At 46.8% G+C, this 26,283-nt stretch carries 27 protein-coding genes, 1 pseudogene and 1 riboswitch; of the genes and pseudogenes, 14 read left to right on the forward strand and 14 right to left on the reverse strand.

Annotated elements, in window-relative coordinates; translation table 11 throughout:
• Positions 1-183 precede the first annotated feature (183 nt).
• Entirely contained in the window at positions 184-477 is a 294-nt protein-coding gene (locus tag KQI_RS0109590) for a hypothetical protein (protein ID WP_010346545.1), read from the forward strand.
• A 114-nt stretch (positions 478-591) separates the two neighbouring features.
• A complete protein-coding gene (locus KQI_RS0109595) occupies positions 592-891 on the forward strand; it encodes a 4a-hydroxytetrahydrobiopterin dehydratase (protein WP_007428083.1) in 300 nt (99 codons plus the stop codon).
• 93 nt (positions 892-984) lie between these two features.
• Here KQI_RS0109595 and KQI_RS0109600 read toward each other — a convergent pair whose 3' ends face one another.
• The 4 genes from KQI_RS0109600 to KQI_RS0109615 form a co-directional block, all read right to left on the reverse strand.
• Positions 985-1,491, reverse strand: a complete 507-nt coding sequence (locus KQI_RS0109600; protein WP_010346548.1) for a GNAT family N-acetyltransferase — start codon at positions 1,489-1,491, stop codon at positions 985-987.
• A gap of 229 nt (positions 1,492-1,720) precedes the next feature.
• Positions 1,721-2,221 carry a C40 family peptidase gene (locus tag KQI_RS0109605; protein ID WP_010346549.1) on the reverse strand — a complete coding sequence of 167 codons (501 nt, stop codon included), beginning with the start codon at positions 2,219-2,221 and terminating at the stop codon, positions 1,721-1,723.
• A 5-nt stretch (positions 2,222-2,226) separates the two neighbouring features.
• A riboswitch (cyclic di-AMP (ydaO/yuaA leader) is annotated at positions 2,227-2,364 on the reverse strand.
• A gap of 273 nt (positions 2,365-2,637) precedes the next feature.
• Positions 2,638-3,465: a hypothetical protein gene (locus KQI_RS0109610; protein ID WP_010346550.1), complete on the reverse strand. Its 828-nt coding sequence runs from the start codon at positions 3,463-3,465 to the stop codon at positions 2,638-2,640.
• 11 nt (positions 3,466-3,476) lie between these two features.
• Positions 3,477-5,489, reverse strand: coding sequence for a M1 family metallopeptidase (locus KQI_RS0109615; RefSeq protein WP_010346552.1), 2,013 nt, complete (start codon positions 5,487-5,489; stop codon positions 3,477-3,479).
• Positions 5,490-5,614: 125 nt separating this feature from the next.
• Between KQI_RS0109615 and KQI_RS0109620 the strand changes: the two genes are divergently transcribed.
• Both KQI_RS0109620 and KQI_RS0109625 read left to right on the forward strand, forming a co-directional pair.
• Positions 5,615-6,121 carry a YwhD family protein gene (locus KQI_RS0109620; protein ID WP_010346553.1) on the forward strand — a complete coding sequence of 169 codons (507 nt, stop codon included), beginning with the start codon at positions 5,615-5,617 and terminating at the stop codon, positions 6,119-6,121.
• A 236-nt stretch (positions 6,122-6,357) separates the two neighbouring features.
• Complete coding sequence (locus tag KQI_RS0109625; RefSeq protein ID WP_010346555.1) at positions 6,358-6,912, forward strand: NAD(P)H-dependent oxidoreductase; 555 nt, start codon at positions 6,358-6,360, stop codon at positions 6,910-6,912.
• A gap of 81 nt (positions 6,913-6,993) precedes the next feature.
• Here the strand turns inward: KQI_RS0109625 and KQI_RS0109630 are convergent, their stop codons facing one another.
• Positions 6,994-7,353 (reverse strand): winged helix-turn-helix transcriptional regulator, encoded by a 360-nt coding sequence (locus KQI_RS0109630; protein WP_010346556.1) that lies wholly within the window; start codon positions 7,351-7,353, stop codon positions 6,994-6,996.
• Between the two features lie 426 nt (positions 7,354-7,779).
• Positions 7,780-7,842: pseudogene (locus KQI_RS29785) on the reverse strand (putative holin-like toxin); the annotation flags it as partial.
• A gap of 218 nt (positions 7,843-8,060) precedes the next feature.
• Between KQI_RS29785 and KQI_RS0109635 the strand changes: the two are divergent.
• Entirely contained in the window at positions 8,061-8,567 is a 507-nt protein-coding gene (locus KQI_RS0109635) for a PTS sugar transporter subunit IIA (protein WP_010346557.1), read from the forward strand.
• Positions 8,568-8,727: 160 nt separating this feature from the next.
• Here KQI_RS0109635 and KQI_RS0109640 read toward each other — a convergent pair whose 3' ends face one another.
• From KQI_RS0109640 to KQI_RS0109650, 3 genes are all read right to left on the reverse strand, one after another.
• The gene (locus tag KQI_RS0109640) at positions 8,728-9,477 is read right to left on the reverse strand and encodes an MBL fold metallo-hydrolase (protein ID WP_010346558.1); all 750 of its coding nucleotides are present in this window, start codon (positions 9,475-9,477) and stop codon (positions 8,728-8,730) included.
• A gap of 611 nt (positions 9,478-10,088) precedes the next feature.
• A complete protein-coding gene (locus KQI_RS29610; protein ID WP_305954445.1) occupies positions 10,089-10,178 on the reverse strand; it encodes a putative holin-like toxin in 90 nt (29 codons plus the stop codon).
• 139 nt (positions 10,179-10,317) lie between these two features.
• A complete protein-coding gene (locus tag KQI_RS0109650) occupies positions 10,318-11,130 on the reverse strand; it encodes a pentapeptide repeat-containing protein (RefSeq protein ID WP_010346559.1) in 813 nt (270 codons plus the stop codon).
• 94 nt (positions 11,131-11,224) lie between these two features.
• On the opposite strand from KQI_RS0109650, the gene KQI_RS29790 reads away from it, so the two are divergent.
• The gene (locus KQI_RS29790; RefSeq protein ID WP_422120969.1) at positions 11,225-11,293 is read left to right on the forward strand and encodes a helix-turn-helix domain-containing protein; all 69 of its coding nucleotides are present in this window, start codon (positions 11,225-11,227) and stop codon (positions 11,291-11,293) included.
• Positions 11,294-11,581: 288 nt separating this feature from the next.
• Here KQI_RS29790 and KQI_RS0109655 read toward each other — a convergent pair whose 3' ends face one another.
• Positions 11,582-11,974 carry a VOC family protein gene (locus tag KQI_RS0109655; RefSeq protein WP_010346560.1) on the reverse strand — a complete coding sequence of 131 codons (393 nt, stop codon included), beginning with the start codon at positions 11,972-11,974 and terminating at the stop codon, positions 11,582-11,584.
• A gap of 121 nt (positions 11,975-12,095) precedes the next feature.
• Here KQI_RS0109655 and KQI_RS0109660 point away from each other — a divergent pair, with 121 nt between their 5' ends.
• Positions 12,096-13,145 carry a hypothetical protein gene (locus tag KQI_RS0109660; RefSeq protein WP_010346561.1) on the forward strand — a complete coding sequence of 350 codons (1,050 nt, stop codon included), beginning with the start codon at positions 12,096-12,098 and terminating at the stop codon, positions 13,143-13,145.
• Between the two features lie 135 nt (positions 13,146-13,280).
• Entirely contained in the window at positions 13,281-13,748 is a 468-nt protein-coding gene (locus KQI_RS0109665; RefSeq protein WP_010346562.1) for a hypothetical protein, read from the forward strand.
• Between the two features lie 141 nt (positions 13,749-13,889).
• Here KQI_RS0109665 and KQI_RS0109670 read toward each other — a convergent pair whose 3' ends face one another.
• Positions 13,890-15,947, reverse strand: coding sequence for a transglycosylase domain-containing protein (locus tag KQI_RS0109670; protein WP_010346563.1), 2,058 nt, complete (start codon positions 15,945-15,947; stop codon positions 13,890-13,892).
• 318 nt (positions 15,948-16,265) lie between these two features.
• On the opposite strand from KQI_RS0109670, the gene speE reads away from it, so the two are divergent.
• The 3 genes from speE (at position 16,266) to KQI_RS0109680 (ending at position 18,745) form a co-directional block, all read left to right on the forward strand.
• Positions 16,266-17,093, forward strand: coding sequence for a polyamine aminopropyltransferase (gene speE, locus KQI_RS0109675; RefSeq protein WP_010346564.1), 828 nt, complete (start codon positions 16,266-16,268; stop codon positions 17,091-17,093).
• 109 nt (positions 17,094-17,202) lie between these two features.
• A complete protein-coding gene (locus KQI_RS28465; RefSeq protein WP_138984803.1) occupies positions 17,203-17,559 on the forward strand; it encodes a hypothetical protein in 357 nt (118 codons plus the stop codon).
• Positions 17,453-18,745 (forward strand): MFS transporter, encoded by a 1,293-nt coding sequence (locus KQI_RS0109680; protein WP_010346565.1) that lies wholly within the window; start codon positions 17,453-17,455, stop codon positions 18,743-18,745. Before KQI_RS28465 ends, KQI_RS0109680 begins: the two co-directional genes overlap by 107 nt.
• A gap of 217 nt (positions 18,746-18,962) precedes the next feature.
• Here the strand turns inward: KQI_RS0109680 and KQI_RS0109685 are convergent, their stop codons facing one another.
• The 3 genes from KQI_RS0109685 to KQI_RS0109695 all read right to left on the reverse strand — a co-directional run bounded on the left by KQI_RS0109685 (position 18,963) and on the right by KQI_RS0109695 (position 23,008).
• Positions 18,963-19,277, reverse strand: a complete 315-nt coding sequence (locus KQI_RS0109685) for a MazG nucleotide pyrophosphohydrolase domain-containing protein (RefSeq protein ID WP_010346566.1) — start codon at positions 19,275-19,277, stop codon at positions 18,963-18,965.
• Positions 19,278-19,487: 210 nt separating this feature from the next.
• Positions 19,488-21,227 (reverse strand): ABC transporter ATP-binding protein, encoded by a 1,740-nt coding sequence (locus tag KQI_RS0109690; RefSeq protein ID WP_010346567.1) that lies wholly within the window; start codon positions 21,225-21,227, stop codon positions 19,488-19,490.
• Positions 21,227-23,008, reverse strand: coding sequence for an ABC transporter ATP-binding protein (locus tag KQI_RS0109695; protein ID WP_010346568.1), 1,782 nt, complete (start codon positions 23,006-23,008; stop codon positions 21,227-21,229). The genes KQI_RS0109690 and KQI_RS0109695 overlap by 1 nt, the downstream gene beginning before the upstream one ends.
• Positions 23,009-23,157: 149 nt before the next feature.
• On the opposite strand from KQI_RS0109695, the gene KQI_RS0109700 reads away from it, so the two are divergent.
• From KQI_RS0109700 to argS, 3 genes are all read left to right on the forward strand, one after another.
• Positions 23,158-24,048, forward strand: a complete 891-nt coding sequence (locus KQI_RS0109700; protein ID WP_010346569.1) for a LysR family transcriptional regulator — start codon at positions 23,158-23,160, stop codon at positions 24,046-24,048.
• Between the two features lie 122 nt (positions 24,049-24,170).
• Positions 24,171-24,596, forward strand: a complete 426-nt coding sequence (locus KQI_RS0109705) for a YwiB family protein (protein WP_010346570.1) — start codon at positions 24,171-24,173, stop codon at positions 24,594-24,596.
• On the forward strand, positions 24,593-26,272 hold the full coding sequence (gene argS / locus KQI_RS0109710) for an arginine--tRNA ligase (RefSeq protein WP_010346571.1): 1,680 nt from the start codon (positions 24,593-24,595) through the stop codon (positions 26,270-26,272). The genes KQI_RS0109705 and argS overlap by 4 nt, the downstream gene beginning before the upstream one ends.
• The last annotated feature ends 11 nt before the right edge of the window (positions 26,273-26,283 follow it).

Below are 26,283 nucleotides of genomic sequence, written 5' to 3' on the forward strand. Positions count from 1 at the left end.
CACCTCATCCATGAGAATAGATTTTGAATCCTTTCATGCCGCCGGGGTCGTCCTTGCCCCAAGCGTGTCATTATGAGACGGATTATAATATTTATCGACAAAACTCCCTTTTTTGTTAAGTGCGAATTTCCGGTATAATAAGGTGATTATGTATTGAATGGCGGAACAATTGGAGGAAACGGCATGGGAGTGAAGCATGGGCGGGAGTATGAACAAATTTTGAACGAATTGACAGAGGCTGTAGGCCGCATTCCAGACAGCTATGAATTTTTCGAAATGGAAGCAGAAGATTGGGACAGGCTGGACCCGGTGGGACGTCAGGAGGTCAACGAGGCGTTGGCGGAGGATTTGTTTTATGCGCTGGGTACAGAGCCTGTCATTACTGTAGGCAGCGGCGTTGTGATCTATGAGCCAGAGCAGCACCGGATCTATGTTCTCATCGGAGATGAAGAGCTAACGTCGGTCCCTTTAATCTGAAGGCCATCTTATGGATTTATCAACGGGGCCGTGGTAATATGTACACCACTATATCGTAGTTTTGGCCGCACAAGCGGCTGAAAGGCTTCCGTATAAATGGGGAGGAGTCGAAATATGCCTTTTACACAAGAAGAGATTGAAGCACATCTGGAGAAATTGGAGGGCTGGGAACTGGAGGAAGGACGTTGGATCGTTCGGAAATATAATTTTTCCAGTTTTATGAAAGGGATTGCATTCGTGGATGAGGTTGCTGCTATATCTGAAGCATTCAATCATCATCCGTTTATTACGATTGATTACAAGACCGTGACTTTGCGTTTGACCTCATGGGATGATGGCGGTATTATGGCCGTGGATATTAAGGAAGCCCAACAATATAATGAAGCTTTTGAGAAAATGCGTAGCAGTCATTAAGCATGCAGTCATTAAGTCAGTAATGATCTGCTGGATGATGATAAAAGCGCCTTCGCTATACAACAGAGAGGTTGTATGCCGAAGGCGCTTTTATCATAGATCCTGGCTCTGGTGGTCGGGCTGATATACCATACAATAAAATGGCTTTTTGCCATCAGGAGTCAGTCGTTCATAGGTATCTGTAAGCTCAAATCCAGCTGCCTTGTAGGCCCGGATGGCGCGCTCATTCCAGGTGAGCACCTCCAGATCAATTTCATTCTGCGGATTGCGCCGTCTGGCTTCCTCGGCAATCGCACGGACAAAATCGGAACCCCTGCCTTGCCCGCATCTGTCGGGATGCATTCCAAGACCCAGCCGGGTTACACCAACCATAGGGAAATATTGTGCAAATCCCGTCAGCTTGCCCTCCTCATCCAGTACGGCAACATATTGCTCTTGGCGAAGTGTGGGATTCCCAAATTCGACTTCCAGCGCCTTCATTTGTTCCCAGGGCAGCCAGCCGTAGATGTTGTAGGGTGGATCATAGCGCCATTCACAGATTGCAGCTGCCTGATGCTCGTCCATCGGTACGACCCGGAAGTTAGATATTGAGGCCGGCATGTCTTCACATCCTCCTTTTACAGGTACTTAAACTGTTAACAACAGATTGTAGACAAGTTACAGAGGAATGGCAAGCGTGTTTATTCCATCGTTAGCCCAAAATTGAAACCTTTTGAGATGTCAGTTCGTTAGTAATCATAATCATTGCTGATGTTGAGGACATAAAAAAACCGCAATTCGATTCCGGCCAGAATCAAATTGCGGCTATGGTTAGCTTGCTGTGTGTCAGTTATTCTACGTTGTCGTCATCAGGAATTTCAGAAGCTACGGCGTGGTAAGCGTCAGTGCTCATAATTCTTTTTGCACCGACATAACGGTTAGCGTAATAGCTTTCGTTCAGGGAGCTAACTACTACACCGCGTGAAGTCGAGGAGTGGGCAAATTTCCCTTCACCTACGAAGATACCTACATGGGAAATGCCTCTCCCTGTTGTGTTAAAGAACACCAGATCTCCAGGTCTCATTTCATCACGGGATACAGAAGATCCCATTTTGAATTGTGAACCAGATTGATGCGGCAGTTTAATTCCCAGTTTGTTAAATACATACATTGTGAAGCCGGAGCAATCGAACCCTTCGAGTGTAGTGCCTCCGCTTCTGTAGCTTGTTCCTTTGGCATCTTGGATGATCTGGTCCATTTTAGAGTCTGCATATGCACTGCCGCCACCGAATGTAAAGGATGTAAAGGCAATGGCAAGACCCATGGCTGCGATTGTTAGCTTCTTCTTCAAAAAAAATATACCCCTTCCAATGCCTGCGAGGTTAGCTTAAGGATTCGGTAGAAGGTTCCCCTATGACCACTCTGTTGCGAGATCAATTCACCCAAACTGGTTCCCCCGCTTCCCAGGTGCCAGGAATTAGGCTTAACTTATGATGTGCACCTTGGAGAGCGTATTCACGATAACGACTTTTGAGATAAAGGTTACAATAAAGATTACAAAGTTGTTACTATCAGTTCACTGCGACTATTGTAACAAAGTCCGCTGGTTTTGGCAAATGTTTCATCGCAAAAAGTTACAAAAAAAATCTGTCCCTGATATCTTGGGGACAGATTTTGTTGAAAGTATTCAGTTAGGTGCCGTTTGCGAAGGGATGAACAGAGATTTTTCGACAGCTTGGAATGAAATAAAACACATAAAGAGAGAGCTCAGCTTCTGCTGGAAATATCGGTATGCCACAGCCGGTATTGAGAGCTGATATGCCACAGTCTGACCAGACTGGTAACAAAATGATACGATTGCTGGAGAATGAGTGCCAGCATACCCGTCCAAATCATTGCCACGGTGCCGAATAGAGCGAAGACAAGCAGCACACCAGTACCCAGCAAAAGTGATATGCCAATAGCCGGGAGGATCTGGCGAAAAAAGACGAGCAGGGACGATAGTATGGCGTGACCACCGACGGTGCCCAACTGCATGTACAGGATGCACAGCCGGATGAACCAGCCATATGCGATCCACCCGATGGCATATGGCAACATATGCAGCAAGTAAGAGGGAGATTGCAGCGCTCCTGCTACAATAGGATAGAATTTCGGTACCACCCAGAATGCGGGAAGCAGTAATAGCCCCAGCTCGATGATGTAATAAAGCAACGATGACAAGCCATGGCGTTTCATCCCACGGAAGAAGGACAGGCTTTGCGGCTCGGTCGCATGGGTATGCAGACTTTGATATATTCCGGCTCTAATGAAGGGAGTGATCAGCATACGCAGCATCGCCGCTCCCAGTAGTACCCACAAGTAGATATGCACTTCCCGGTTGTTCATGAGGGCGATTTGGCTTTCCATCCAGAACAAGGTCTGGCTCAACTCGTTATGCCCCTGATCGGGGTAGCGCAGCAGTAGCGGGATAACGGCGGATTGCACCAGCTTGTAGATAAATACTCCCCACAGCAGCTGATACAGAAACAGAATAATGACAATATAAAATTGTATGCGCACAAGCGCCCAGCCTTCTTTTATAACCGTCCGCATCTATAGACACCTCACCATGACAGACTTCCAAGCAGTGTCTCCAACAGCTTGGTTACACTAACGTTCCAACGAGTTTGCTGCCTTTCGTTCAGTTCGGCCTTCAGGCTATTGTTGATATGCTTGTTTTCCAGCGTAATGGTATATAGCGGATCAATGGTCACGTATGAAACGGGAGAGGCGCTCTTGAGCCGATAAGTTGTGCTTTTACCCGCGCCGTCCCAGGCCTTGAATATCGTTGTCCCATCCTTGAAGGTAAATTGAACGGGGATCTTGGGGTAATCCGCACCTTTTTTGCTCAGCGTCACGACCGATTCATATCCATTCTCCAGCTTGTGGTTCGTGATGCGATCCACTGAGAAGTCTGCCATCTGGCCGTCATATACATATTGTTCAAAATAGTGGCTCCATGAGCGTCCAGTGACTCTCTCAACGATACGTTGAAAATCCTGAGATGAGGGATGTTTGAAACGGTACGTCTGGACGTAAGTGCGCATAGTGCGATCCATTTTTTTTATTCCGACCTGACGTTCAATGCCCTGCAGTACCAGCTTGCCTCGAGAGTAGGCATTTTGCCCATACTCAGCAGAGGAGCCATACTTCCATGACTCGCGGTTTAGCGGTTGAGGAGACGCTATCTGGCCTGATTGTAGCGGCAAGTTGGGGGTGAGCCCGTATTCCTGCTCCATTAGTCGTTCCTCTGCATAGGAGGTGAAGCCTTCATCCAGCCACGGTTCCTCAAATTCATTATTGGCTACCATCCCGTAGAAATATTGATGTCCAATTTCGTGAACTAATGTCCGTTCCAGGTTATAGCCGGGATTCAGGTTATCTGCGGCGGCGGCCGTGATCAGTGTCGGATATTCCATGCCTCCGGCGCCATTGCCTGTTTTGGGCGGAACCACGATGGACAGGGTGGAGTATGGATAAGGCCCGTACCATTTGCTGTAATACGAAAGGGCGGCCTTGGCTGCGCTCATATAGCGTCCCTTGAGTTCCTTGTGCGATGGATCGAGGTACAGCTTGATTTTGACACCGGGGACTTCAGCAGAAGAAAAGGGTTCTTCTACCGTTACAAAGTTGGGTGAAGCGGCCCAGGCAAAATCGTGCACGTCATCGGCATAAAATTGATATATTTTTTGTCCATTCTGCCGGACTGCTCCACGAGTGGGAAAACCGGTCGCGGCTACGATGTGCGTTTCAGGTACTCGAATCCGTATACTGTAAATTCCAAAATCGGCATAAAACTCGGAGTTGCCATGATACTGATGGAGATTCCAGCCCTCCTCGGCACGTCCGCGCTGTCCTGTAGTCTCATAAACGCTGAGCTTGGGAAACCACTGTCCTGCCATTACAAAGTCATCTGTCGCGCCCATTCGTGCGAAAATGGCAGGCAGCTTTACCTCAAACTTCATATATAGTGTAATTTCTTCGCCACCTCGTACCGGCTTGGGCAGACGCACCTTCATGAGCGAACGGTCATTTGCGTTACCGTCATCCGGTTGTACATATTGGGTGCGGTGCAGAAGGGATAAGCCGTCTTCCGTCTTGAGCTCAGTCAGCGTCATGGAGCCGAAGCCGTCCTTGGGCATGCTGTCTCCCCGCAGCTTGCCCCCGGATTCCTTCATAAAGGTGGTTTCCATGGAGGAAAAGGCATTCGGGTATAGATGGAGATACAGATCGTTCACGGTTTTCTTCCCCGGATGCTTCCAGGTCATTGTCTCTGTACCTCGCAAAACCTGTCCTTCTTCCAGGGACACATCGATGTGATACTCCACTACCCGTTTGCTAAGGACTTCCGAAGCCGGCTGTGGAGGATTCTTGGGCAGCTCAGCCAGGATGTTTGCCCCTGAAGGCTTGCCCGTATCTGGCGCAAGCGCAGACTCAGACCGGGAGCCATATGATGGTTGGCCTATGGATTGCGGATCGGATGGCGATTGTGGCTGCCAGGCAAACCATAACGTCCCTGCGAGGAGACCGAGGGCTAGTGTAGACAATAAAACGATTTTGGTGCGTACTGGGGTCATACAATGGATACCTCCCGTTGACAAGCATCTACAGCATGTATATGTTTGCTTTCGGGAGATTATTAGTTAAAATATTTGTAGTGTAGATTAGAGTGTGAAGACGGAAAATGGAGGCTTAGTGACGCATGAGTGAAAATCAGCCGGACGGCAAAAAACAGATTGCACTGAACATTGTCAGTGGCAAGAGTAAACATAAGGGCTTCGGTGCAGGCTCAATCGATCTGAACAGCATGTCTCCTGTCATCATTGACCGGGGAGAGGCGAAAATTGATATTGGTGCCATGCATGCCAAAAGTAAAGTGGAGCGTGGAATCAAGTTCTCTACGAATAAAGAGGACGTACCGAACGGACGCCAGGTATGGCTGGTATGGGTAGCCGTGGATCGCACGCCCGAAGGACGTATGTATGGCGGCGCGACAGCTTGCGAGATGCTAATTGACGACGAAGCCAAACGCGGCTGGAAAATTCTCGCCGATCACGTCAACCGTATGGATTACGCGCTCAAGCGTCGTTTTATGCTGGAGGATCTCGGCAGTGAGGATAAAGCAGCGCTCAAAAGCCTGCTGATTTCCCATAACGAGGAATGGTGGGACGCTTCGCCTGAGGAATTGAAGCAGGCGCTGGAAGGGTAAGAAAAGCGATAACGCAGTCATAGTATTGTAAGAAAGCAGCCGCTCTGTTGGCTGCTTTTTTTATGCGAAATAGCCTTTATCATAACCGTATGATCGGGGTGATGGCATAGAAGAATATTTTATGACCGATTGGACACTAACCTTTTGGTAAGTAGCTGTACTAAAAGTGCATACTTACATATTTGCAGTGCGCGCTTTATACTCAGAAAATAAATATACTCAAGGAGGATAAGTCTTTGAAAACTCTTGTTATCGTAACACACCCAAGCATAGAAACATCTGTCATAAATAAGCGATGGGTAGGTGAACTCAAAAAATATCCAGAAAAATATACGATACATGAATTGCATACGGTTTACCCTGACGGGAACATTGATGCGGAAAAAGAGCAGCACTTAATTGAATCACATAGTAAGCTTATTTTACAGTTTCCTGTTTATTGGTTTAGTAGTCCGCCTCTCCTTAAAAAATGGCTTGACGATGTTTTTGCTTATGGCTGGGCTTATGGTTCAAATGGAGGAGACAAATTAAAGAATCGCAAAGTTGCTTTGGCTGTATCTGCCGGAATTAAAAAAGAAGATTACAGTGAAGAGGGAAGATATCGCTATACACTTGAGCATTTATTATCTCCTTTTGAAACAACCTTCCTATATTGCAATGCAGATTATCGTCCGTTCTTTGCGTTTTATGGTGCAGAGAATGAGCCTGGCGAAAATGACCCTGGTGCGTCCGAAAGCGAATTGGAAAAAAGCGCACGAGATTATTTGAATTTTATTGATAACCTGCAATAATAATTTTATTAAAAACTATAAAACAAGAAGTATTTCCCTGTTGAGGAGATACTTCTTTTGGTTTAAACAAAACAGGAATGCTTATCGCCGTTCCTCCTCCAGGGCTGGCAAACCGTTTTTCTCTCCCCACTCGCACATCATATTTAACAATGGGATGAGAGAAAGGCCGCGTTCAGATAATGAATATTCAACTTTTGGGGGTATTTGGGGGAATTCCTTGCGTATGATAAGGCCATCTGCCTCTAGCTCTTTTAACATGATGCTTAGTGTTTTGAAGGAAATGGTACCGATACTTCGTTTCAGCTCGTTATGCCGCATAATCTTATTTTCAGAAAGCCAATATATAATGATCATTTTATATTTACCGCCTATTAAGGACAACGTGTATCCAAAGCCAGTGTCTTTTAAGACCACGCCAGACGGAACACAGGTTTCGCGCATAAATTACACTCTCCTTTAGGTAAGTATACGATACAAATGTACATACTTTACAATTGATCATTATGCAATCTTATTGAAAGTATGTAAAGTAAGATCGCTATCAAATTTTTCTATATGTTTAAATCGAACAAATTTAAGAAACGGATAGAATATTTTATGTGTAAGAAGTGGGGAGAATCCGCTTGTCTTGGGCTCGGTATCATGGGAAACGAGTTGGTGTTAAAGTGGAACGGAGTGAGTTAAGATAGCAGAAGAATCAGTAAAATTCTTGAAGAAAAAAACTGTATTTACGTTATAAAATGAGCTATACTGAGATAAGAATAGTAAAAGGAGCCGTGCGCTAACACGACTCCAGTGTACAATCACTGCTTAAAGAGCAGTCGGCAGTAGGGTTCAACGATAGACCGTTACCTTGGGGAGGGCGGTCTATTTCTTTTTCACGTAGGTAAGCAATGCCAGAATGAACATGCCAAACATGATCATATGACTAAGGGTTAGGCTTTCAAAGCAACAGCATTTTAATTGTCAAAAATATATGAACAGTAGAACCTTGACATCCTGAACAGGCACTTACTATAATTCAAATAGAAATCGGTTCCAAAATCCGATTTTTATTTATTTCTCCTGTGGAACCGGTTCCTAAAAGAGTGTAGTTAAGTCCTATTCACTGTTTTTGAATATAATCTGTTAAAAAAGGTGGCATCGTTATGTTTAAATGGTTGAAAAAGAAGACAGCTCCTCGTATTGAAGAATTCGACATGGTAGCGCCAGTTAAAGGACGCGTGGTTTCCCTTGAAGAGGTTCCCGACCCTGCTTTCTCTACGAAGGCTATGGGGGAAGGCATCGCTATTCATCCGGCCGAGGGCAAGGTTATAGCTCCTTTTGCAGGTAAAGTCGCTCATGTCATGGAGAAAAGTAAACACGCTCTGATCATTGAACATGAATCCGGAGTACAAATTTTGATACATGTCGGTATTAATACAGTCTCCCTCAAAGGACAGGGCTTTAATCCTCGTGTACAAACAGGAGATAGCATTAAAGCGGGCCAATTATTGATGGAGTTTGATCTGGATGCGATTCAACGGGACGGATTGCCGATCATTACTCCAGTAATCGTTCCAGACGGGCAAGATATGATCAGTCATGTAGAAATATTGGAAGGTTCATCTACATCTCCAGATGTGCCTGTATTAAGAGTTCATTTGAAAGCCTAGTTGGCATTTTTGCTTCCTGCTGAGCATACTCATAGGGCGGATTTTTTAGGGTTTAACAGTAAAGTATGTAGAAAAAGACTAACCGGGAATTCCTGGTTAGTCTTTTCATTAGATGATTCACTTACCAGTCAAGGGGTTGGTATGAGCAATTCATCAAAAGCTAGGATTCATATATTTCAGCTATCCGCTGATTGCAATTGCCCTCGTAAAGCCCTCCATGGAAGCAGATCACTTTTTTAATATCATATGGCAGCATATTTTTAAGAGATTCCTTCGCCATATTAAAATCGTGACAGTATTGTGGGTCTGGCTCCTGCAGCTCGCCGTTCACTACAGTCAGGGCATCGCCTGCAATCAGGGTTTGACTGGCCTTATGATAGAAGCTTAGGTGTCCTGGTGTGTGGCCAGCAGTATCTATAACTACAATCCCTCCACAAAAAGGCAATTCCTCCCCGGCAACGATTGTGGAGTTCACTATAGCCTTTGGGGGATTTTCCAGCGTGCGCTGAAACGCATGTCTCCACTCTACCGGAACGGATTCGGGCAAGGAGTTTACAGCTTGAGCTATCGCTTCTGGTGTCAGTTTTATAAGCTGATTTTCTCCCTGTATATAGGGCTTTTCGATAGAACTGGCAAATACCTGAACTGGGGATGAACAGGTCCGAATTACATCTGCTAAACTGCCGATATGATCGAGGTCCTGGTGGGTAATGAGTATGGAGGTAAGTTTATGGATAGTGAATCCGGCACTTAAAATTGCCTCTTGTAAAAGCGGTAGTTGCCCGGGGTAAGTCGTGTCCACTAGAATCATATTATCTTTGTCCCACATTAAAGTGGGGTGAATGCTCTCTGTTCGTCCCATGATGGTAGAAGAAACCTGAAGTATCTGTATCCCCTTGTGCAATTGCATCGAATCCCTTCTAAAAGAGTTGATTTATACAAAGGGATCGTATCACGAAATCAAAATATGTAAACTAAAATTATAACACAAAAATAATTATTTGTCAATATATAGAATTCTAAATTTGTGTGACAATAACTCTTATAAGAGCGCCTTTTACTTTATTCAGACTAAATACCATAAATTCAGAATAGGATCGAGAGAGGAGTCGTATGTTGAATACAAACCGTTTTTAGAATTGCAAGAAGCGCTGCTTCAAGCCTTCCACAGTATCAGCATGTACACTCTAATCGGGAAGGAGCTTTTTTGGACACCAATGCAGAGCAATATGCAGCTTTAAATCGGAGGTTAAAGGAATTTCTGAACGAAATGGAATGAACCCTACTCTTTAACAGAAATCTATGAGAAGGTACTTATTCGTTGCCAAACATATAGTAAAGAGAGTAAGGATTCAGTAAATTTTTTGAAGATAAAAGCTGTATTTACGTAATAAAATGAGCTATACTGAGGTAAGAATAGTAAAAGAGCCGTGCGTCAACACGACTCCAGTGTACAACCACTGCTTAAAGAGCAGTCGGCAGTAAGGTTCAGAAGTAGATCGATACCTTGTGGGGGGCGGTCTACTTCTTTTTCATGTAGGTAAGCAATGCCAGAATGAACATGCCAAACATGATCATCAAGGAAATCGCGTCTTTAACCTCCATGGGCATCACCTCCCTTCGGGGAGACTAGCCGACCGCCCTTTTAGCCGTATGTTGTACTAGAAAAGTATACCATAAAATATACGTTTTTAAGATGATAATTACTTAATTGCGTTTTTTTGTTTAGGGGAGTGCTATAGAATTAAATCTACTCTAACCAATGGTTTGGAATGCTTAAAGAAGGGGGTAATTTGGTTTTATGATTGCCTTTGGCCGAATTTAATTGCGCTTGTGTAAGAAAAATACTTCCTTCCAGATTAGCCCCACTTAGATCAGCGTCTCTAAAATCTGCACCGATCAGGTCGGTTCCTCTCAGATCAGCTTCTCGCAGGTCAGCAGCAATAAGTAAAACTCCTCTCAAATTGGCACCTCTAAAATTAACGGCTTTTAAATATGCTCCTATAAGGTCTCTATTCCTAATTTTTTTACTATATTTATTGTGTTCCATGTTTTTCTTGAATTTTTCACGCACTAACTCACTTGTTTGTAAAAGTAAATCATTAACTAGCGCCCTATGGGTTGGTACATGAAGATCTATAAGGGATTTTGGATCTTGATCCGTAAGTTGCTCGGTTTTCGCCACAGCTTCTTGCAAGTTTGTATAGATAGGGTGAGTTTCTTCTAAACTAAGGGCTTCATTTAAGTAATAAAGCATTTCGTGAAGCTGTTGCATTATGGGAAATATATTGAACATTTCCTCAGCTATTTCCGGGTCGTCTCGCCAACTTTTCCCGTTGTACATAACTTGGGAAATTTTTTGCCCTGCCCCAAAGCAATCATATACAGTGCAGCCTCGCAAGCCGTTATTTCTCAGATTCTTATGAATATCACAACGATAATCCGCATTCAGGTTATGACAAGGAGTTCCTCCATCCTTGTTAAAAGCGAAATCAGCAGATTTTGCATAAGGTAAAGCTACACAGCATAGACCAAAACATTTTTCACAATCTGCACTATACAATGAACACACATCCTTTTACTAGCACCTATTAAATGTAATATTACCAAAAAAAGATGGGTCATAGTCTATTGTTTTTGTATAAATTTCTCGAAGTCTGCTTAAGTTTTGTCATGCATTCGACTGCAAGCTCTCGGATTTAATAGAATATGTACCTGACAAGTAAAACAGCCTCGCAATCAGTAAATTTTTTGAAGAAAAAAACTGTATTTACGTAATAAAATGAGCTATACTGAGGTAAGAATAGTAAAAGAGCCGTGCGTCAACACGACTCCAGTGTACAACCACTGCTTAAAGAGCAGTCGGCAGTAAGGTTCAGAAGTAGATCGATACCTTGTGGGGGGCGGTCTGTTAGAAAACTTAAATACGTATTTTTTGATGACGAATAACCCGGTTGAGATCAGAGTGATCTTAGTCGGGTTATTTTGCGAAAAGCCACTATAAGTTAGGCAGGTTATGCTTTTGCCAGATTTAATTGCCATGAAACTCCGTACTTGTCCTCAACCCACCCAAACTGTTGACTTACGGGCAAGGCCCCAAGAGGCATTAAAACTTGGCCTTCCTGCGATAGCTGATCAAACAATCGGTGAATTTCTTCTTCCGAATCACAGGTGACAAATAGCGATAGAGCCGGAGTAAAAGGGTGCTTGTTCTGATGATTTTGGTCAATAGCCATGAAGGTTTGTCCTTTGAGGGTGAATACAGCATGTAATACGGCTCCGTTCTCCTGATGAAGTACGCTAATGATATCCGACGGCTTAAACACGGAAGTATAAAATTTCATGGCTTCTTCCGCTTGACCGGAGAACATAAAAAATGTTGTGATTTTTGGGTGAGAATTTTGCATAAGGTCAGCTCCTTGAACTGGATCGTAGATGCTAACATTTTCCCTCTTTTTGAATAAAAGTATTCACAATAAAAGCAGTACTTTATGAGGACATACATAGATGTGAAAGGGGGACAACAGAATGATGGACACGACAGCAAGGCTTGTAGAAATGCTCGGTTCAGGCAAGAAGCTGGATGCCAGCATCATTTCCGCCTATACGGATGTGGTCGCCCAATATGGGACAAGCGAGGATGCTTGGGAGCTATACCGACTTTTTATAGACGATCCCTATCATTATATCAGGGGGCTACTGCTTCAGCCGATCATGAGGTGCGGGGATGCTGCGTTGGCGCAGGATATGTACGAGCGTTACGTGCGGAATCAGGCATCCCCGGAGCATATACCTGACGGTGTGCTGCATGTGTTAGGATATTTGGGTTATGCGGAGGCTACGGCTGATCTCGTCGCTTGGGTGAATGGGCAATATGGAGCTGCGTCTGTAGATGCCTGTATGGGATTGGTGCATCTTCCATGTGAATCGTATCGTGAACAATTGGTGGCCGAATTGGAAAAAGCGGTGGACCAGAGCTTGTTTAATGAATTTTTACCTTTATTGAGCTTTAAATGCACTCAGGCAGATATCGTCCCGCGATTGGTGCATTGGGGGGAGCAGCATGCTTCCGTAGACTGTAATGCGGGAATTATTGCTGGTATTGCCTTGTTTGGAGAAGGACAAAAAGGTACAATCCAATCTATTTTGTGGAATCCGCTTTGGGAGGCTCACGGAACGGCTACAGGCAGTTGTGTGTGGTCTTATTTGGCTATGCAGCATGTAGGATTAACCTTTAGAGAGCTTATTCGGGACCTACAAAGCTGTGATGTATCTAAAGTAGGTATGCAGGCATTGGAGTACCGTTTGGATGTGCTGTATGAAATGCTGGAATTAAAGCTGGGATATACAGCCCGGCCTATTCGATTCGCTCGCAGCAATGAGGAATCCTTTAGTCAGTTATATAGCGATTTGTTTAGCTGGTCTACCGAGCATCGCGATGATTCTATGATGGGCTGGATGACCGAACAGTTGGGCTACAGGCATCGGATGTTGGGTCAGTATCATGAGCTGAGAAAACGAGTTGAGGTTAAAATGGTGCATGAAATCGAGCTGAGGCATGTCCGGACAGGAAATTAATCGGGTCAGGATATAAGAATTTCTGATAAAAAGAGACGAAATAGCGGAATTCGGTGACGGTATGGGGATTCGCCCAGTCCACGGGCTAATGTCCCGCATAGGATACATCAGCCTAGAACACAAGGAGTGAAACGCATGTCTTTACTGCCACAAGTGCCTTCACAACCGGGCACTCCGGGTCCACTTACACCGTCAGGTCCTTCGATCCCACAATTTCCTGGTACACAGGGCTCGTTTCCGTCACCGATTGGCCCACCGCCAGGGGGAGGGGGCCTTGTGCCACAGCCGCCGCCGTCTTTTGGCCCACCGCCAGGACCGATGGGCCCTCCGGGACCGGGACTACAAGCTCAGGCACCAACTGCCCCGCCGCCGCAATTTACGCCACCGAGGCCACTGGTCACGGCCCATGCTATTGATCCTTTAGCCATCTCCGGCTGCTTGTTCCGCAACACATTTATATGGCTGACGAATGGCCAGCGCTTCTGGATGTACCCTGTCTTTGTGGGCAGAACATCCGTAGCGGGGTTCCGGTGGAATGGTCGTTTTTGGACTTATTTTGGTATAGACACCAACCGGATTGAGGCGTTTAGCTGTTTTTGGTAAGCGCACCTTTGGGGAAAGCGTGCTGAACCGGGGTGTTGCGACTAATCGTGACAAGAGAGATACATGGGACATATGAGTAATAAAATGAAGTAAAAAGACTGAGAGAAGCGCTTATGGCGTTCTCTTCAGTCTTTTTTGCTGCTACTCCATCCACCATCGCTTGAAATTGCTCCACCACGATTTCTTCTCTGCCCGCTGCTCCGCTTGGTCTGTCTGTGTCGCTGCTGGTGGGTTATTTTGTCCAGACAAGGTCTCCTTTGGCTCCGTGCCGCTGACGAATACCTCCAGCCGCTTGTCTGGACTGTCCGGCGCAGCCAGCTTGCCACTGGCCGGATCAATATAGGCGCTGACTACGCCGTCAGGGATGGGGAAGATCTTGGGCGGCACATTCTCCAGCGCTTTTTCCGTATATTGCGCGAAAATCGGTGCCGCCCGCCGGGCATCCTGCGTGCTGATGGCCTTGCCCTTGTCATAGCCGACCCAGACGGAGGTGGACAGCTCGGGCGTGAAGCCGACCATCCACGCATCGGTGTTGGTCGTGCCGCTCTTGCCGGCAACCGGGCGCTTGATCAGCTTCGCGACCCGGTTGCCGGTGCCGCCTTCCTCGAACACGCCTTCCATCAGGCGTGTGAGGACGTAGGCGGAGGCGGGCTTCACCACCTGCACCGGAGCGGCCTGCGGTGCTTCGTAGAGCGACCGCCCGGCCGCATCGGTGATGCGCAGCACCGCCACCGGAGCGACCTTTTGCCCGCCGCTGCCGATGACCGAGAAGGCCGAGGCCATCTCGAACGGGCTGACGGGCGATACGCCCAGCGCGAGGGAAGGCACGGGCTTCAGTTCGCTCGTAATGCCCATTTTGCGCGCGAGGTCCATGACCTTGTCCGTCCCCACCTTCAAAATGGTGCTTACAGCATAAATATTATCGGACGCCGCAATCGCACGGCGCAGATCGATTTCGCCCAAATATTTGTCGCCAAAATTTTTGGGCTTGTAGGTTTTGCGGTTGTTGTCGTAGTGAAACAACGTCGGTCGGCTTTCGAACTTGGACGTACTCGTCAATTCGCCGGAATCCAGTGCGCTCAGATACATAATCGGCTTAAAGGATGAGCCGGGCTGCCGGGTTGTTGCGAGCGAATGATTATATTGATTGCCGACATAGTTGGTCCCGCCAACCATGGCCTTCACATGCCCGTTGCGCGGGTCCATGGAGATCAACGCTGTTTCCAGTCCATTGCTGTCCTTCATGCCCTCATTTACGGCCGTCTCGGCTGCTTGCTGCATATGCATGTCCAATGTGGTATAAATGCTCAGGCCGCCATGCTCTAGCACACTTTCACTAATTCCCAGCTGATTCGTTGCAAGCTGACGGACATAATCGCGGAACCAGGGAGCGGTTTCTACCGTCCGGCGCTGGCTCTCGGGCCGCAGGGCGAGCATTTCTTCATAGGCCCTGGTAGCTTGGGCCGGCGTAATTTTGCCGGTGAGCGCCATGGAATCCAGCACAATTTTTTGCCGATCCTTTGCGTTTTTCATATGATTATATGGCGAATAATAGGTCGGTCCCTTCGGAATACCCGCCAACAGGGCGCTTTCAGCCAAATCCAGATCTTTTGCGGATTTACCGAAATACATTTGCGATGCCGCTTCAATGCCGTAGGCACCATGACCATAATAGATTTCGTTCAAATACATTTGCAACAGCTCGTTCTTGGTGTACTTCATTTCAAGCTGTGCGGTATAAATGGCTTCCTTGGCCTTGCGTGTCCATGTTTTCTCATGAGACAGGTACAGATTGCGTGCTAGCTGCTGTGTCAGCGTGCTGGCTCCTTGCGACATATCCCAATGGGTCAGATTGACAAGCACGGCCCTGCCCAGGCCTTTGAAATCAAAGCCGAAATGATCGTAAAACTTCCGGTCTTCCACAGCCAGCGTAGCTGCAATCAGATCAGGTGAAATTTGATCCAGCTGGACAGGAATGGATTCCTTGCCTCCGGCAGAGAAGGTGGCAATGACTTGGCCCTGGCTATCGAGCAGACGCGAATTCCGGTCCGTATCCGCGAGCGGGAGACTGGTGGTATATAAATAGGCGAGCAAAATGCAGGCGGCGATGACCGTCAGAATGGTGAGTGACAGCAGTCCCCGAAACCATCGAAGCCAGAGTGGCTTGCGTTTGCGAAATTGCCCGGTTGTAGCGGCCATCTTGCCACCTCCTTCCATGGTTGATGTTCTCAGTATAGTCAATCCGAAAGCGTCTATTCATCAGATGCGTATACGTATGTATTTTAAACATGCTTGATCCCGAAAATGCTTTTGCAGTCTATCCAGGTATCATTTATAATGCAAAAAGTGTGAAAACACAGCGTGTTTGGTACAATAAATATAGCAAACTGGGCGTTTGCGTGCTGCACGTATAAGGAAAGCCAACGTTTATGCTGGCGCGACTGGGATGTAAAAGCGCGACCTGGGCGATACAGGGATTGCCGGACACATACTTTGATCAGAAAGAAGGTTGAAATGATGGATTTGTGGTTTACGGAGAAGCAAACCCCCTCTTTCGGCATTACAGCAAAAATCAAACAAACGTATGTTTCTGAGAAAACGGAGTTTCAGGATCTGGCGATGATCGAGACAGAGGAATTCGGCAATATGCTCGTACTGGATGGTATGGTGATGACCACCGTGAAGGATGAATTCGTTTATCATGAAATGGTAGCACATCCCGCTCTGAATACCCATCCGAATCCGAAAAGGGTACTAGTTGTGGGCGGCGGCGATGGCGGTGTTATTCGTGAGGTTATCAAGCACCCTGAGGTGGAAAAGGCTGTGCTGGTTGAGATTGATGGCAAGGTGATCGAATATTCCAAAAAATATTTGCCTGAAATCGCCGGGAAGCTGGATGAGCCTAACGTGGAAGTGCTGGTCAATGATGGCTACATGCACATTATTGAACATAAAAATGAATACGACGTGATCATGGTCGATTCGACAGAGCCGGTCGGTCCGGCAGCGCCGCTGTTCGAGCGCGGATTTTACCAAGGCATTTTTGAAGCGCTGAAGGAAGATGGCATTTTCGTGGCACAGACGGACAACCCTTGGTTCAAGGCTGATTTGATTCAGAAGGTCAACAAAGATGTGAAGGAGATTTTCCCGATTGTACGTGTGTACGGAGCGAACATTCCGACCTATCCGAGTGGACTATGGACATTCACGCTGGGCAGCAAGAAGTATGATCCGCTCGAAGTAGACGAGACACAAATTCCAGAGATGGATACGCGGTATTATAGTCCACGTTTGCACAAGGCGGCGTTTGTTTTGCCTAAGTTTGTGGAGGATTTAACGAAATAGGGAGCAAAGCGAGCTGGATATACATCCGACGATTTTGCTAAATCCTGATCCAAGTGGAAGCGTGTTATGACATAAAATAAATGTAACTAATAGGTTAAGAAGCGTCGCAGTGTTCTTTATCGCCTGTTTTTGGGTGAAAAAGAGCGCTACAGACGCTTTTTTGTTGTGGATAAAATTGAAAATAGGCATGAAAGCCTTACTGGACACTGAATTTCCTTTAAAGATAAAAGAAGGAAATTTAAGGGTGTGTGTAGAATATACAAAAAACCAGACATTTGACAGAATTGTAATATCAACAGAAGGAGGTTTGGTTATGGAAATACATAACTTAGAAAGATACCAAAGAGGAGGAAAATTTTTTGATCAAACGCTCTTTTTATTACCTGTGGGGATCCCAGACGGTTTCCAATGTGGCGGATATTATTTATCTGCTGAGTATCGTGGTATTGGTGTTTACTTCAAGTGATTCATTAATGACGACCATTTTGATCCCGTTGTTTCGTTTATTTTCGCAGGTTCTTAGCGGGCTGGTGGCACCGATTATTCTCAGTCGCTTCCGGTTGAATCGGGTTCTGTTGTTTTCCCAGCTAGGGCAGTTTGTGATTTTTACGCTGTTATTGTTGTACCTGTGGAATACGCCTGGGCAGAAGTCTTTTTTCTTTATTTTTATTATGGTATTTGGCATGTCCTTTCTGGATGGATGGACCAATCCTGCTCGTAATGCGCTGGTGCCTCGTCTAGCTACGGGTGAAGGACTCATGCGTGCGAACGGTATGGTGTCGGTCAGTGATCAAGTGGTTAAATGCGCAGGCTGGGCATTAAGCGGTATTGTCATTGTCTGGCTAGGCTCGTTGAATACGCTGGTGGTTGCATCGTGTTGCTATCTTGTGGCCGCTGTCGTCACGTCTTTCATCCGTGATCCGCTGGCTCAAGAGGAAGTACATTCTGAATCGTCTGATCCTTCTTCGAATGAAGCTAGGTTGGCCAAAGAGAAGCAGAAGGGGGCGTACTGGAAGGAGCTTGGAGAAGGGTGGAAGATCATTTGGCATAACCGCCGCATCCGTTCTCTGATGATCGTGGATAGTGTGGATACCATTGGAGGAACCTCGTGGGTTGGCGTGTTCATCCTGGCATATGTAACACAAGTGCTGCATCAAGATGAGAGCTGGTGGGGCTTTATGAATGCCTCCTTTTTTTCGGGCATGATTTTAGGCGGGCTTCTCGTCGTTGGTTTGGTGAAACGGTTGCAAAAGAACAGTTTTCTGTATATGCTGGGGGCGTTAATGGTATATGTACTGATTACCGTTGTGTTTGCGCTCAATACGATCCCGGTCGCTGCGCTGGTTCTTTTTGCAATATCCGGTATACCCGTTCAAATGGCTGGAATTATTCGCCGCACCTTGCTGCAAACGAGCGCCCCAGCGGCCCAGCTCCCCAAAGTAATGGCGGGTATAGATGTGCTTACGAATCTCGCCTTCGGTCTGTCTTTGCTGTTCCTGGGTTGGTATGCAGACCGCTTCGGAATGGTACAGGTGTATCTGCTGGCTGCGGCTATGACGACCATTGCTGTCTTGATCGGCTGGTTCTATCGCAGGGATTTTCAGGTGAATGAGCAAGTGGACCATCCAACCGCTACGAAGGTAGGTATTTGAAAATTGGCGTTCCCGTTAGGCGTGACATCATTCATTGGATGACCACATAATTAAATGAAGTGTGAAAGTGAACATTGACGATTGGGGAGAATAAAAACATAGTAACCTGTAATTCTCCCCGATTTAGCAGGAACACCTCCTAGATGACGTTGCCGGTGGTGTTTCCTTTCTTACTTGAACCGCAGAAAACAGCAATACTTTTCATGTAAGATTCCCCTTATGAATATCTCTTGGCAAGCTTTTGCTGATGTGTTCGAAAAATATCCTCCAAGGTGATGTCATACTTGTTGGCGATTACGATGAGATTACCCAGTACGTCTCCAAGTTCTTCAGTTAAATGTTCCTTGTTCTCCTCGAATGAACCATCGATCTCATCAGGCCGGTCTCTGCCGATCTCTAGGGCGCGAATAGCTCTCGCAACCTCCCCAGTTTCCTCTGCCAGGAAACCAATTCGAACGAAGATATCCCAATCCGACCAGCTTCTCTTGTGATAATAATGCTTTACCCACTGTTGAAATTCATTAATATCCATATTCAGCCTCCCAACTGAAACCCATACATAGGTGCTGGCTATACATAAAACCATTAGGTTTAGATGAAACGGAAACACTTGTTCGTATTTTATTATATAATATGAGAGAGTATTTTTCAAAGAAAAATTAAAAAAGCCGATTGCTTGAAAAGCAACCGACTTTTTTAAAGAACGTTGACCTAGATGATGCGACCATATCCGGTCAGTCTGCTAGGCCGTAGTAAACTGGCTATTGTAGAGCGCGGCATAATGGCCACCGCTTGCAAGCAGCTCTTCATGGGTTCCACTTTCGACGACATCGCCGTTTTTCATGTATAAAATCAGATCTGCTTCACGAATGGTTGATAGTCGGTGGGCGATCACAAAGCTGGTTCGTCCGGCGATCATTTTCATAAATGCTTTTTGGATACGCGCTTCTGTCAGGGTGTCTATGCTGCTGGTCGCTTCATCCAGTATAAGCATAGGCGGGTCAACCAGGATCACCCGTGCAATAGTGAGCAACTGTTTTTGCCCTTGGGACAGGTTGTCGCCTGAGCCGCTGATGACGGTGTCGTAGCCATGAGGCAGCCGTTTAATGAAGCTATGTGCATTGGCAGCCGTTGCAGCTGCGATGACTTCTTCTTCTGTGGCTTCCGGCTTTCCGTAAGCGATATTGTCCCGAATGGTGCCGCTGAACAGCCATGTATCCTGAAGCACCATGCCAAAATTCGTCCGCAGGCTGTCCCGGGACATGTCGTTGATATTCACTCCGTCGATGGATATGGAGCCGCTGTCCACATCATAAAACCGCATGAGCAGGTTGACGAGTGTCGTTTTGCCTGCCCCGGTCTGACCAACAATCGCGACCCGGGTACCCGGCTTAACTTCCAGACTAAAGTCCGTAATGAGCGTACGTTCCGGGTTATAGGAGAATTTGACATGATCAAAAAGAATCGTACCTCTGCTGCGCTCCAGTTGCACTGCGTTTGATTTTTCCGGCTGCTCTGGCGGCGAGTCCAGAATGGCAAATATGCGCTGAGCCGAAGCTGTAGCCGATTGGAACTGGGTAAGCACACCCGTAATTTCATTAAAGGGCTTGGCGAACAAATTAGTATAAATCAGAAAGCTCGATAATCCGCCTACCGAGATCACACCCAAAATGATGGATATACAGCCAATCATCGCGGTAACGGAAAAAGTCATGTTGTTTACCAATCGGGTGGAGGGGTTCGATAATGATCCATAGAATTGCGATTTTACCCCGGCTTGATACAATTGTTCGTTTTTGGCGGAAAACTCCTCGAACGTGCGGTTTTCATAATGAAAGGCGGTCACCACCCGCTGTCCGCCGATCATTTCCTCCACGTAACCGTTCAGGCTTCCTAAAATTTTGGCCTGTTCGCGAAACATGCGTTGGGATCTTGTGGTAATAAATCTGGCCACGCCATATGTGACGGGGGCTGATACAAGTACCACCAGCGTCATGATAGGGCTGATATACAACATGAGCACAATGGAGCCTAGGATGGTAACAATTCCGGTAATCAAGGTAGAGAAACCTTGTAACAATCCATCTGACACAGCATCCATATCGTTCACAAATCGGCTAATGCTGTCTCCTTGAGGGTGATTGTCATGGAAGCTTAGCGGAAGGATGTTAAAATGATCAAATAACTCCCGTCGCATATCATTTACCGTCTGAAAAGCAATCCGGTTCGTCAAATACGTGAGCAGCCAGCTAAACAGACTGCCTACGGCATATACAATGCCTAATCCGGCTAGAATTTGTGCGACACTTTTAAAATCCACGACTCCCTGACCCACCATATGGTCAATGACCCGACCAATCATATAAGGACCGATCAGACTGGCAAGCACACTGATAATTGCACAGACGGCAACCCCGAATGCTGTATTCTTATACTGATTCACATAGGTTAACAGCCTTTTCCACGTTTCCTTGCTGCTCATTAGTCTACCTCCTGCGTTGAGAGCTGGGAACGATTAATTTCCTTATATACATCCGAGCTGCTCATCAACTGATCATGTGTGCCGATGCCGGTAATCCGCCCTTCATCAAATACAATGATTTTATCGGCATGCTGCACGCTGCTTACTCGTTGCGAGACCAGCAGGACCGTCATATGGGTGCTATGGTCCCGTAGCGATTTACGCAGGGCGGCGTCGGTTGCAAAATCAAGTGCGCTTGAGGAATCATCCAGAATGAGGATTTGCGGATTCCCGACAATAGCTCTTGCAATAGTAAGTCGCTGTTTTTGGCCTCCCGACAGATTAAGACCACCTCGGGTAATCGGGGCATCGTATTTTTCAGGTAAGCTGGAAATGAACTCTTCCGCTTGAGCGATGGCGGCCGCCCGCGCCACTTCTTCATCGGTAGCGTGTTCATTGCCCCAGCGGATATTATCCGCTATGGTGCCGGTGAACAGTAGTGCCTTTTGCGGGACAATCCCGATCTTTTGCCGCAGCTGCTTAAGCTTGTAATCCCGGACATCGATTCCATCGACCCGTATACTGCCTTCCACCGCATCATAGAATCGGGGAATGAGGTTCACAAATGTAGATTTCCCCGAGCCTGTTCCTCCAATGATGCCGACCGTTTCACCCGGATAGATGTTCACGTCTACATCGCTAAGCGCCATTTGTCCCGTTGGATTGTAGCCAAAGGAAACATGATCAAAAGAGATAGCTGGTACGGTGTCTTGTGGGGATGCGTGACTGTCTGCTTCATCTCTGTATTGAGTGGAGACTGAGGCTGGCTGACCCCCAGATGTGACAGCATCAGAGATTGAAGCCTGCGTATCCAGCACCTCCTGAATCCGTGCTGCTGAGGTGGAGGCTTTGGTGAACAAAATAATTAAATTGGTCACCACAATCAGAGCCAGTAAAATCTGCGTGATATAATTAATAAAGGCTATAATCTCCCCTTGTGAAAGAGATCCGTACTGGATATGGATGCCCCCGATCCACAGGATTGCAATAATGGCTCCGTTAACCACCAGCAAGGTGGTCGGACTAAGCAAAGCGGAAATACGACCGACACGAATGGCCGTCTGGGTCAGATCATCGGAGGCAGTAGTGAACTTTAATCGTTCAGTCCCTCTTTTGGCAAAAGCCCGTATGACTCGTACCCCGGTCAGATTTTCGCTTAGCAGCAAAGCGATTTTATCCAGCTTTTTCTGATATAAGCGGTAGAGCGGTGAAGCCTTCGTAATAACCAGATATAAAATCAAAGCCAGGACCGGCGTAGCCGCCAACAGTACCAAAGCCAGACGGAAGTCCAGAATCATCGACATAATGATAGCTCCGATACAAATAAAGGGAGCGCGAATAACCAGACGAATCAGCATGGCCACTGCCGTCTGGAGCTGATTAACATCGTTTGTGATCCGGTTAATGAGCGAAGGTGTACCAAACTGATCGAGATCCGCATAAGAAAGCGAAAAAATGTGCTGGAACATCGTATTGCGCAGCGTCGTACCAAAGCCTTGAGAGGTCCGGGCTGCATAAAACTGACACACCATTGAACTGCCGAAGCCCAATAGGGTCATAAGCAACATCAAAAGACCCATCTGCCACACATAATGGGTATCTTCTTTGCCAACGCCATGATTAATCATGAGAGCAACCATGGTAGGTAGCAATAGTTCCAAGATGGCCTCAATGAGTTTGAACAGGGGCCCAAGGATGCTTTCCTTTTTATAAGGCTTCAAAAAAACAGCGAATTTCAGCAAATAAACCATCACCTAACCTAAATAATATATAAAGCCTGTTGACCCAACGCGATAACTGAATTGATTATGGCATATCCCAACCTATATGAATAATATTTAATATATATTAGAGGTATATGTATTACATATATCAGTACCGGAGGTCCATGATGGAATTGAGACATCTCAAGTATTTTCTGGCGATTGCAGAGGCCAGACAAATTACGGCAGCCGCGAAAAAGCTGAAAATGGCCCAGCCTCCCTTAAGTCAGCAGCTCATGCAGCTGGAGGAGGAGCTTGGTGTGAAACTCGTGCATCGAGGTCCACGAAGCCTTCACCTGACGGAGGCGGGCATCATTTTGCAGAATAGGGCCAAGCAGATTTTGGAGCTGACAGAGGCTACGACAAGAGAAATCAATGATGTTGCCATGGGCATGAAGGGCACCCTCACGATTGGAACCGTCTCCTCTTCCGGCGCAGCCCTGATGAAGGACAGGCTTTCCGAATTCCACAAAAACTATGCGGGTGTAAAATTTGAAATTCATGAGGGAAATACGTTCATGATCCTCGACCTTTTGAACAAGGGAATTGTAGAGGTCGGTATTGTCAGAACACCGTTCAACACCACCGATTTGGGCTGCAGATATGCAGCCTCCGAGCCGATGGTCGCAGTAATGACAGAAGAGCACGACTGGAACCCTGACCAGAAGACCATCACATTGTCAGAGTTGAAGAACAGGCCGTTAATTGTATACCGCCGCTTTGAACAATTGATCCACGATACCTGCATGAAGCATGGCTTTGAGCCGAACTTCTTTTGCAAAAACGATGATGCTCGCACCACGCTTCACTGGGCTAATGAAGGTCTGGGTATCGGTATGATTTCGCGGTCTGCGTTGTCACTGGGCAGCAACAACCAGTTAATCGTGAAGGAAATTATGTGCGAAGAATTGCATACTCGTGTAGCCGCTGTGTGGCTCAAGGATAAATACATGTCATCCCTGGCTTCCCGATTTATCGAAAGTTTTAGCCGGGCATCCGATGAGGACAACCTGCGGTAGCTGATTTTTTTAAGATTATAGAATTGATAATAAGCATCTTTTTGTAAAATCTCATTTGAATTGCAAACGGGAACTGGATATAGTAGTACAGTAGGATAGCGATAGAATGGAGTTTTGAACACATGCCACACAATGCGAAGGTCCAAATCCGTCTTCATAGTCATCATGATGGGGAAGATGTGGTTCAGGAGCTTTCCGGAGAAGCCATCGTGCGTGGGAAGCATCTATATATAAGGTACGATGAGCCGCAGGAGGGTCCTCAGGGGGGAACGACACGGAACACGGTCAAAATCGGACCTGATGAACTTAAACTGATCCGTCACGGCGAGATCCAGTCGGAGCAGTCATTTGCGCTGGGACGCAGGTTGCCGGGATTTTACCGATCACCTTATTTGAACCTGAACATGTCTGCGCATACGCAGAAGCTTGATATTCGGATGGATGGATTTACCGGATATGTGAGCTGGACCTATGATTTGTACGTATTTGAGGATTTCTCGGGGCATTTTGCCATCAGTTTGCATATACAGGAGGAGCAACAATCATGACAAGCAATCCACTGGAACTTATTAATCAAAAGGTGACCTCGGCAATCGAGGCCGCGATACTGGCTGCCGGAATCGTGAGCCGCGAAGAGCTGCCGACCATTACGCTGGAGGTGCCAAAGGACAAATCACATGGTGATTTGGCTACCAACGCGGCGATGCAGCTTACCCGTATTGCCAAGAAGAATCCGCGTCAAATCGCTGAAGAACTGATCGCAAATATGGATTTGGCTGCTGCTTCTATTGAGAGTGCGGAAATTGCCGGACCTGGCTTTATTAACTTTCGCCTGAACAAGAGCTACCTATATACAATTATTCAACAAGTACAAGCGCAGGGAGCAGATTACGGACGTGTGCAGGCAGGCGCAGGCAAAAAGGTCCAAATCGAATTTGTCAGTGCGAACCCGACAGGTAGTCTCCATCTGGGCCATGCGCGTGGCGCAGCAGTTGGGGATGCTCTTTGCAACGTGCTTGATTATGCCGGATACCAGGTCACTCGTGAATACTACATTAATGATGCGGGCAACCAGATTTACAACATGAGCCGTTCTATTGAAGCGCGTTATTTGCAGGAGCTGGGACAGCCTGCGGAGATGCCGGAGGACGGTTACCATGGTGAGGATATCATCGGATTTGCCAAGGAGCTGGTGGCCGAGAAGGGTGATGCTCTGTTGTCCATGGAACCTGGGGACCGCGCCGCTTATTTCCGCGAATATGGTCTGGAAAAGGAACTGAACAAGATCAAGCGTGATCTGGAACGATTCCGTGTACCGTTTGACTCCTGGTTCAGTGAAACATCACTGTACGACAACGGCGAAGTGCTCAAATCGCTGAACGAACTTCGCGACCGTGATGAAATCTACGAGAAAGACGGAGCTACGTGGCTCAATACGACCAAATACGGCGATGATAAAGACCGCGTTTTGATCAAAAATGACGGAACCTACACATATCTGACTCCGGATATTGCTTACCATAGCGATAAATATGCTCGTGGTTACGATACGATCATCAACATCTGGGGCGCGGATCACCATGGCTACATTCCACGGATGAAGGCAGCTATGGAAGCACTGGGGAATGACCCGGATAAGCTTAAAGTGCTGATTGCCCAAATGGTCAGCCTGTTCCAAAACGGAGAAAAGGTGAAGATGTCCAAGCGTACCGGCAAGGCCGTGACGATGGAAGACCTGATGGAAGAAGTAGGCGTGGATGCGATTCGTTATTTCTTCACGATGCGCAGCATGGATTCGCATCTGGATTTTGATATGGATTTGGCGATTTCGACCTCCAATGAAAATCCGGTATTCTACGTGCAATATGCTCACGCACGTGCGTGCAGCGTATATCGTCAGGCTGAGGAGCAGGGCATTGCTGTACTGCCACTGGCAGAGGTAGACCTGTCCAAGCTGACAGCTGAGCATGAATATGACCTGTTGCGCAAAATCGGCGAGCTGCCAGAAGAAGTATCTGTTGCAGCAGCAAACTTTGCGCCGCACCGTATGATTCGCTATGTCTACGAGCTGGCATCCTTATTCCACAGCTACTATAAGGCAGAGCGCGTCATCACCGAGGATGCTGCTCAGACGCAAGCTCGCTTGGCGCTGTTTGGCGCGGTGCGTACCACCATTGCCAACGTATTGAAGCTGGTGGGTGTGTCTGCACCGGAACGTATGTAAATGCCGTAACG

It is taken from the genome of Paenibacillus peoriae KCTC 3763, from assembly GCF_000236805.1.
Lineage (GTDB): Bacteria > Bacillota > Bacilli > Paenibacillales > Paenibacillaceae > Paenibacillus > Paenibacillus peoriae.

Coding starts and splice junctions, on each gene's coding strand:
- KQI_RS0109590 (WP_010346545.1), top strand. CDS start 184: ATGGGAGTGAAGCATGGGCGGGAGTATGAACAAATTTTGAACGAATTG.
- KQI_RS0109595 (WP_007428083.1), top strand. CDS start 592: ATGCCTTTTACACAAGAAGAGATTGAAGCACATCTGGAGAAATTGGAG.
- KQI_RS0109600 (WP_010346548.1), bottom strand. CDS start 1,491: ATGCCGGCCTCAATATCTAACTTCCGGGTCGTACCGATGGACGAGCAT.
- KQI_RS0109610 (WP_010346550.1), bottom strand. CDS start 3,465: ATGCGGACGGTTATAAAAGAAGGCTGGGCGCTTGTGCGCATACAATTT.
- KQI_RS0109615 (WP_010346552.1), bottom strand. CDS start 5,489: ATGACCCCAGTACGCACCAAAATCGTTTTATTGTCTACACTAGCCCTC.
- KQI_RS0109620 (WP_010346553.1), top strand. CDS start 5,615: ATGAGTGAAAATCAGCCGGACGGCAAAAAACAGATTGCACTGAACATT.
- KQI_RS0109630 (WP_010346556.1), bottom strand. CDS start 7,353: ATGCGCGAAACCTGTGTTCCGTCTGGCGTGGTCTTAAAAGACACTGGC.
- KQI_RS0109635 (WP_010346557.1), top strand. CDS start 8,061: ATGTTTAAATGGTTGAAAAAGAAGACAGCTCCTCGTATTGAAGAATTC.
- KQI_RS0109640 (WP_010346558.1), bottom strand. CDS start 9,477: ATGCAATTGCACAAGGGGATACAGATACTTCAGGTTTCTTCTACCATC.
- KQI_RS29610 (WP_305954445.1), bottom strand. CDS start 10,178: ATGCCCATGGAGGTTAAAGACGCGATTTCCTTGATGATCATGTTTGGC.
- KQI_RS0109655 (WP_010346560.1), bottom strand. CDS start 11,974: ATGCAAAATTCTCACCCAAAAATCACAACATTTTTTATGTTCTCCGGT.
- KQI_RS0109660 (WP_010346561.1), top strand. CDS start 12,096: ATGATGGACACGACAGCAAGGCTTGTAGAAATGCTCGGTTCAGGCAAG.
- KQI_RS0109665 (WP_010346562.1), top strand. CDS start 13,281: ATGTCTTTACTGCCACAAGTGCCTTCACAACCGGGCACTCCGGGTCCA.
- KQI_RS0109670 (WP_010346563.1), bottom strand. CDS start 15,947: ATGGCCGCTACAACCGGGCAATTTCGCAAACGCAAGCCACTCTGGCTT.
- speE (WP_010346564.1), top strand. CDS start 16,266: ATGGATTTGTGGTTTACGGAGAAGCAAACCCCCTCTTTCGGCATTACA.
- KQI_RS0109685 (WP_010346566.1), bottom strand. CDS start 19,277: ATGGATATTAATGAATTTCAACAGTGGGTAAAGCATTATTATCACAAG.
- KQI_RS0109690 (WP_010346567.1), bottom strand. CDS start 21,227: ATGAGCAGCAAGGAAACGTGGAAAAGGCTGTTAACCTATGTGAATCAG.
- KQI_RS0109700 (WP_010346569.1), top strand. CDS start 23,158: ATGGAATTGAGACATCTCAAGTATTTTCTGGCGATTGCAGAGGCCAGA.
- KQI_RS0109705 (WP_010346570.1), top strand. CDS start 24,171: ATGCCACACAATGCGAAGGTCCAAATCCGTCTTCATAGTCATCATGAT.
- argS (WP_010346571.1), top strand. CDS start 24,593: ATGACAAGCAATCCACTGGAACTTATTAATCAAAAGGTGACCTCGGCA.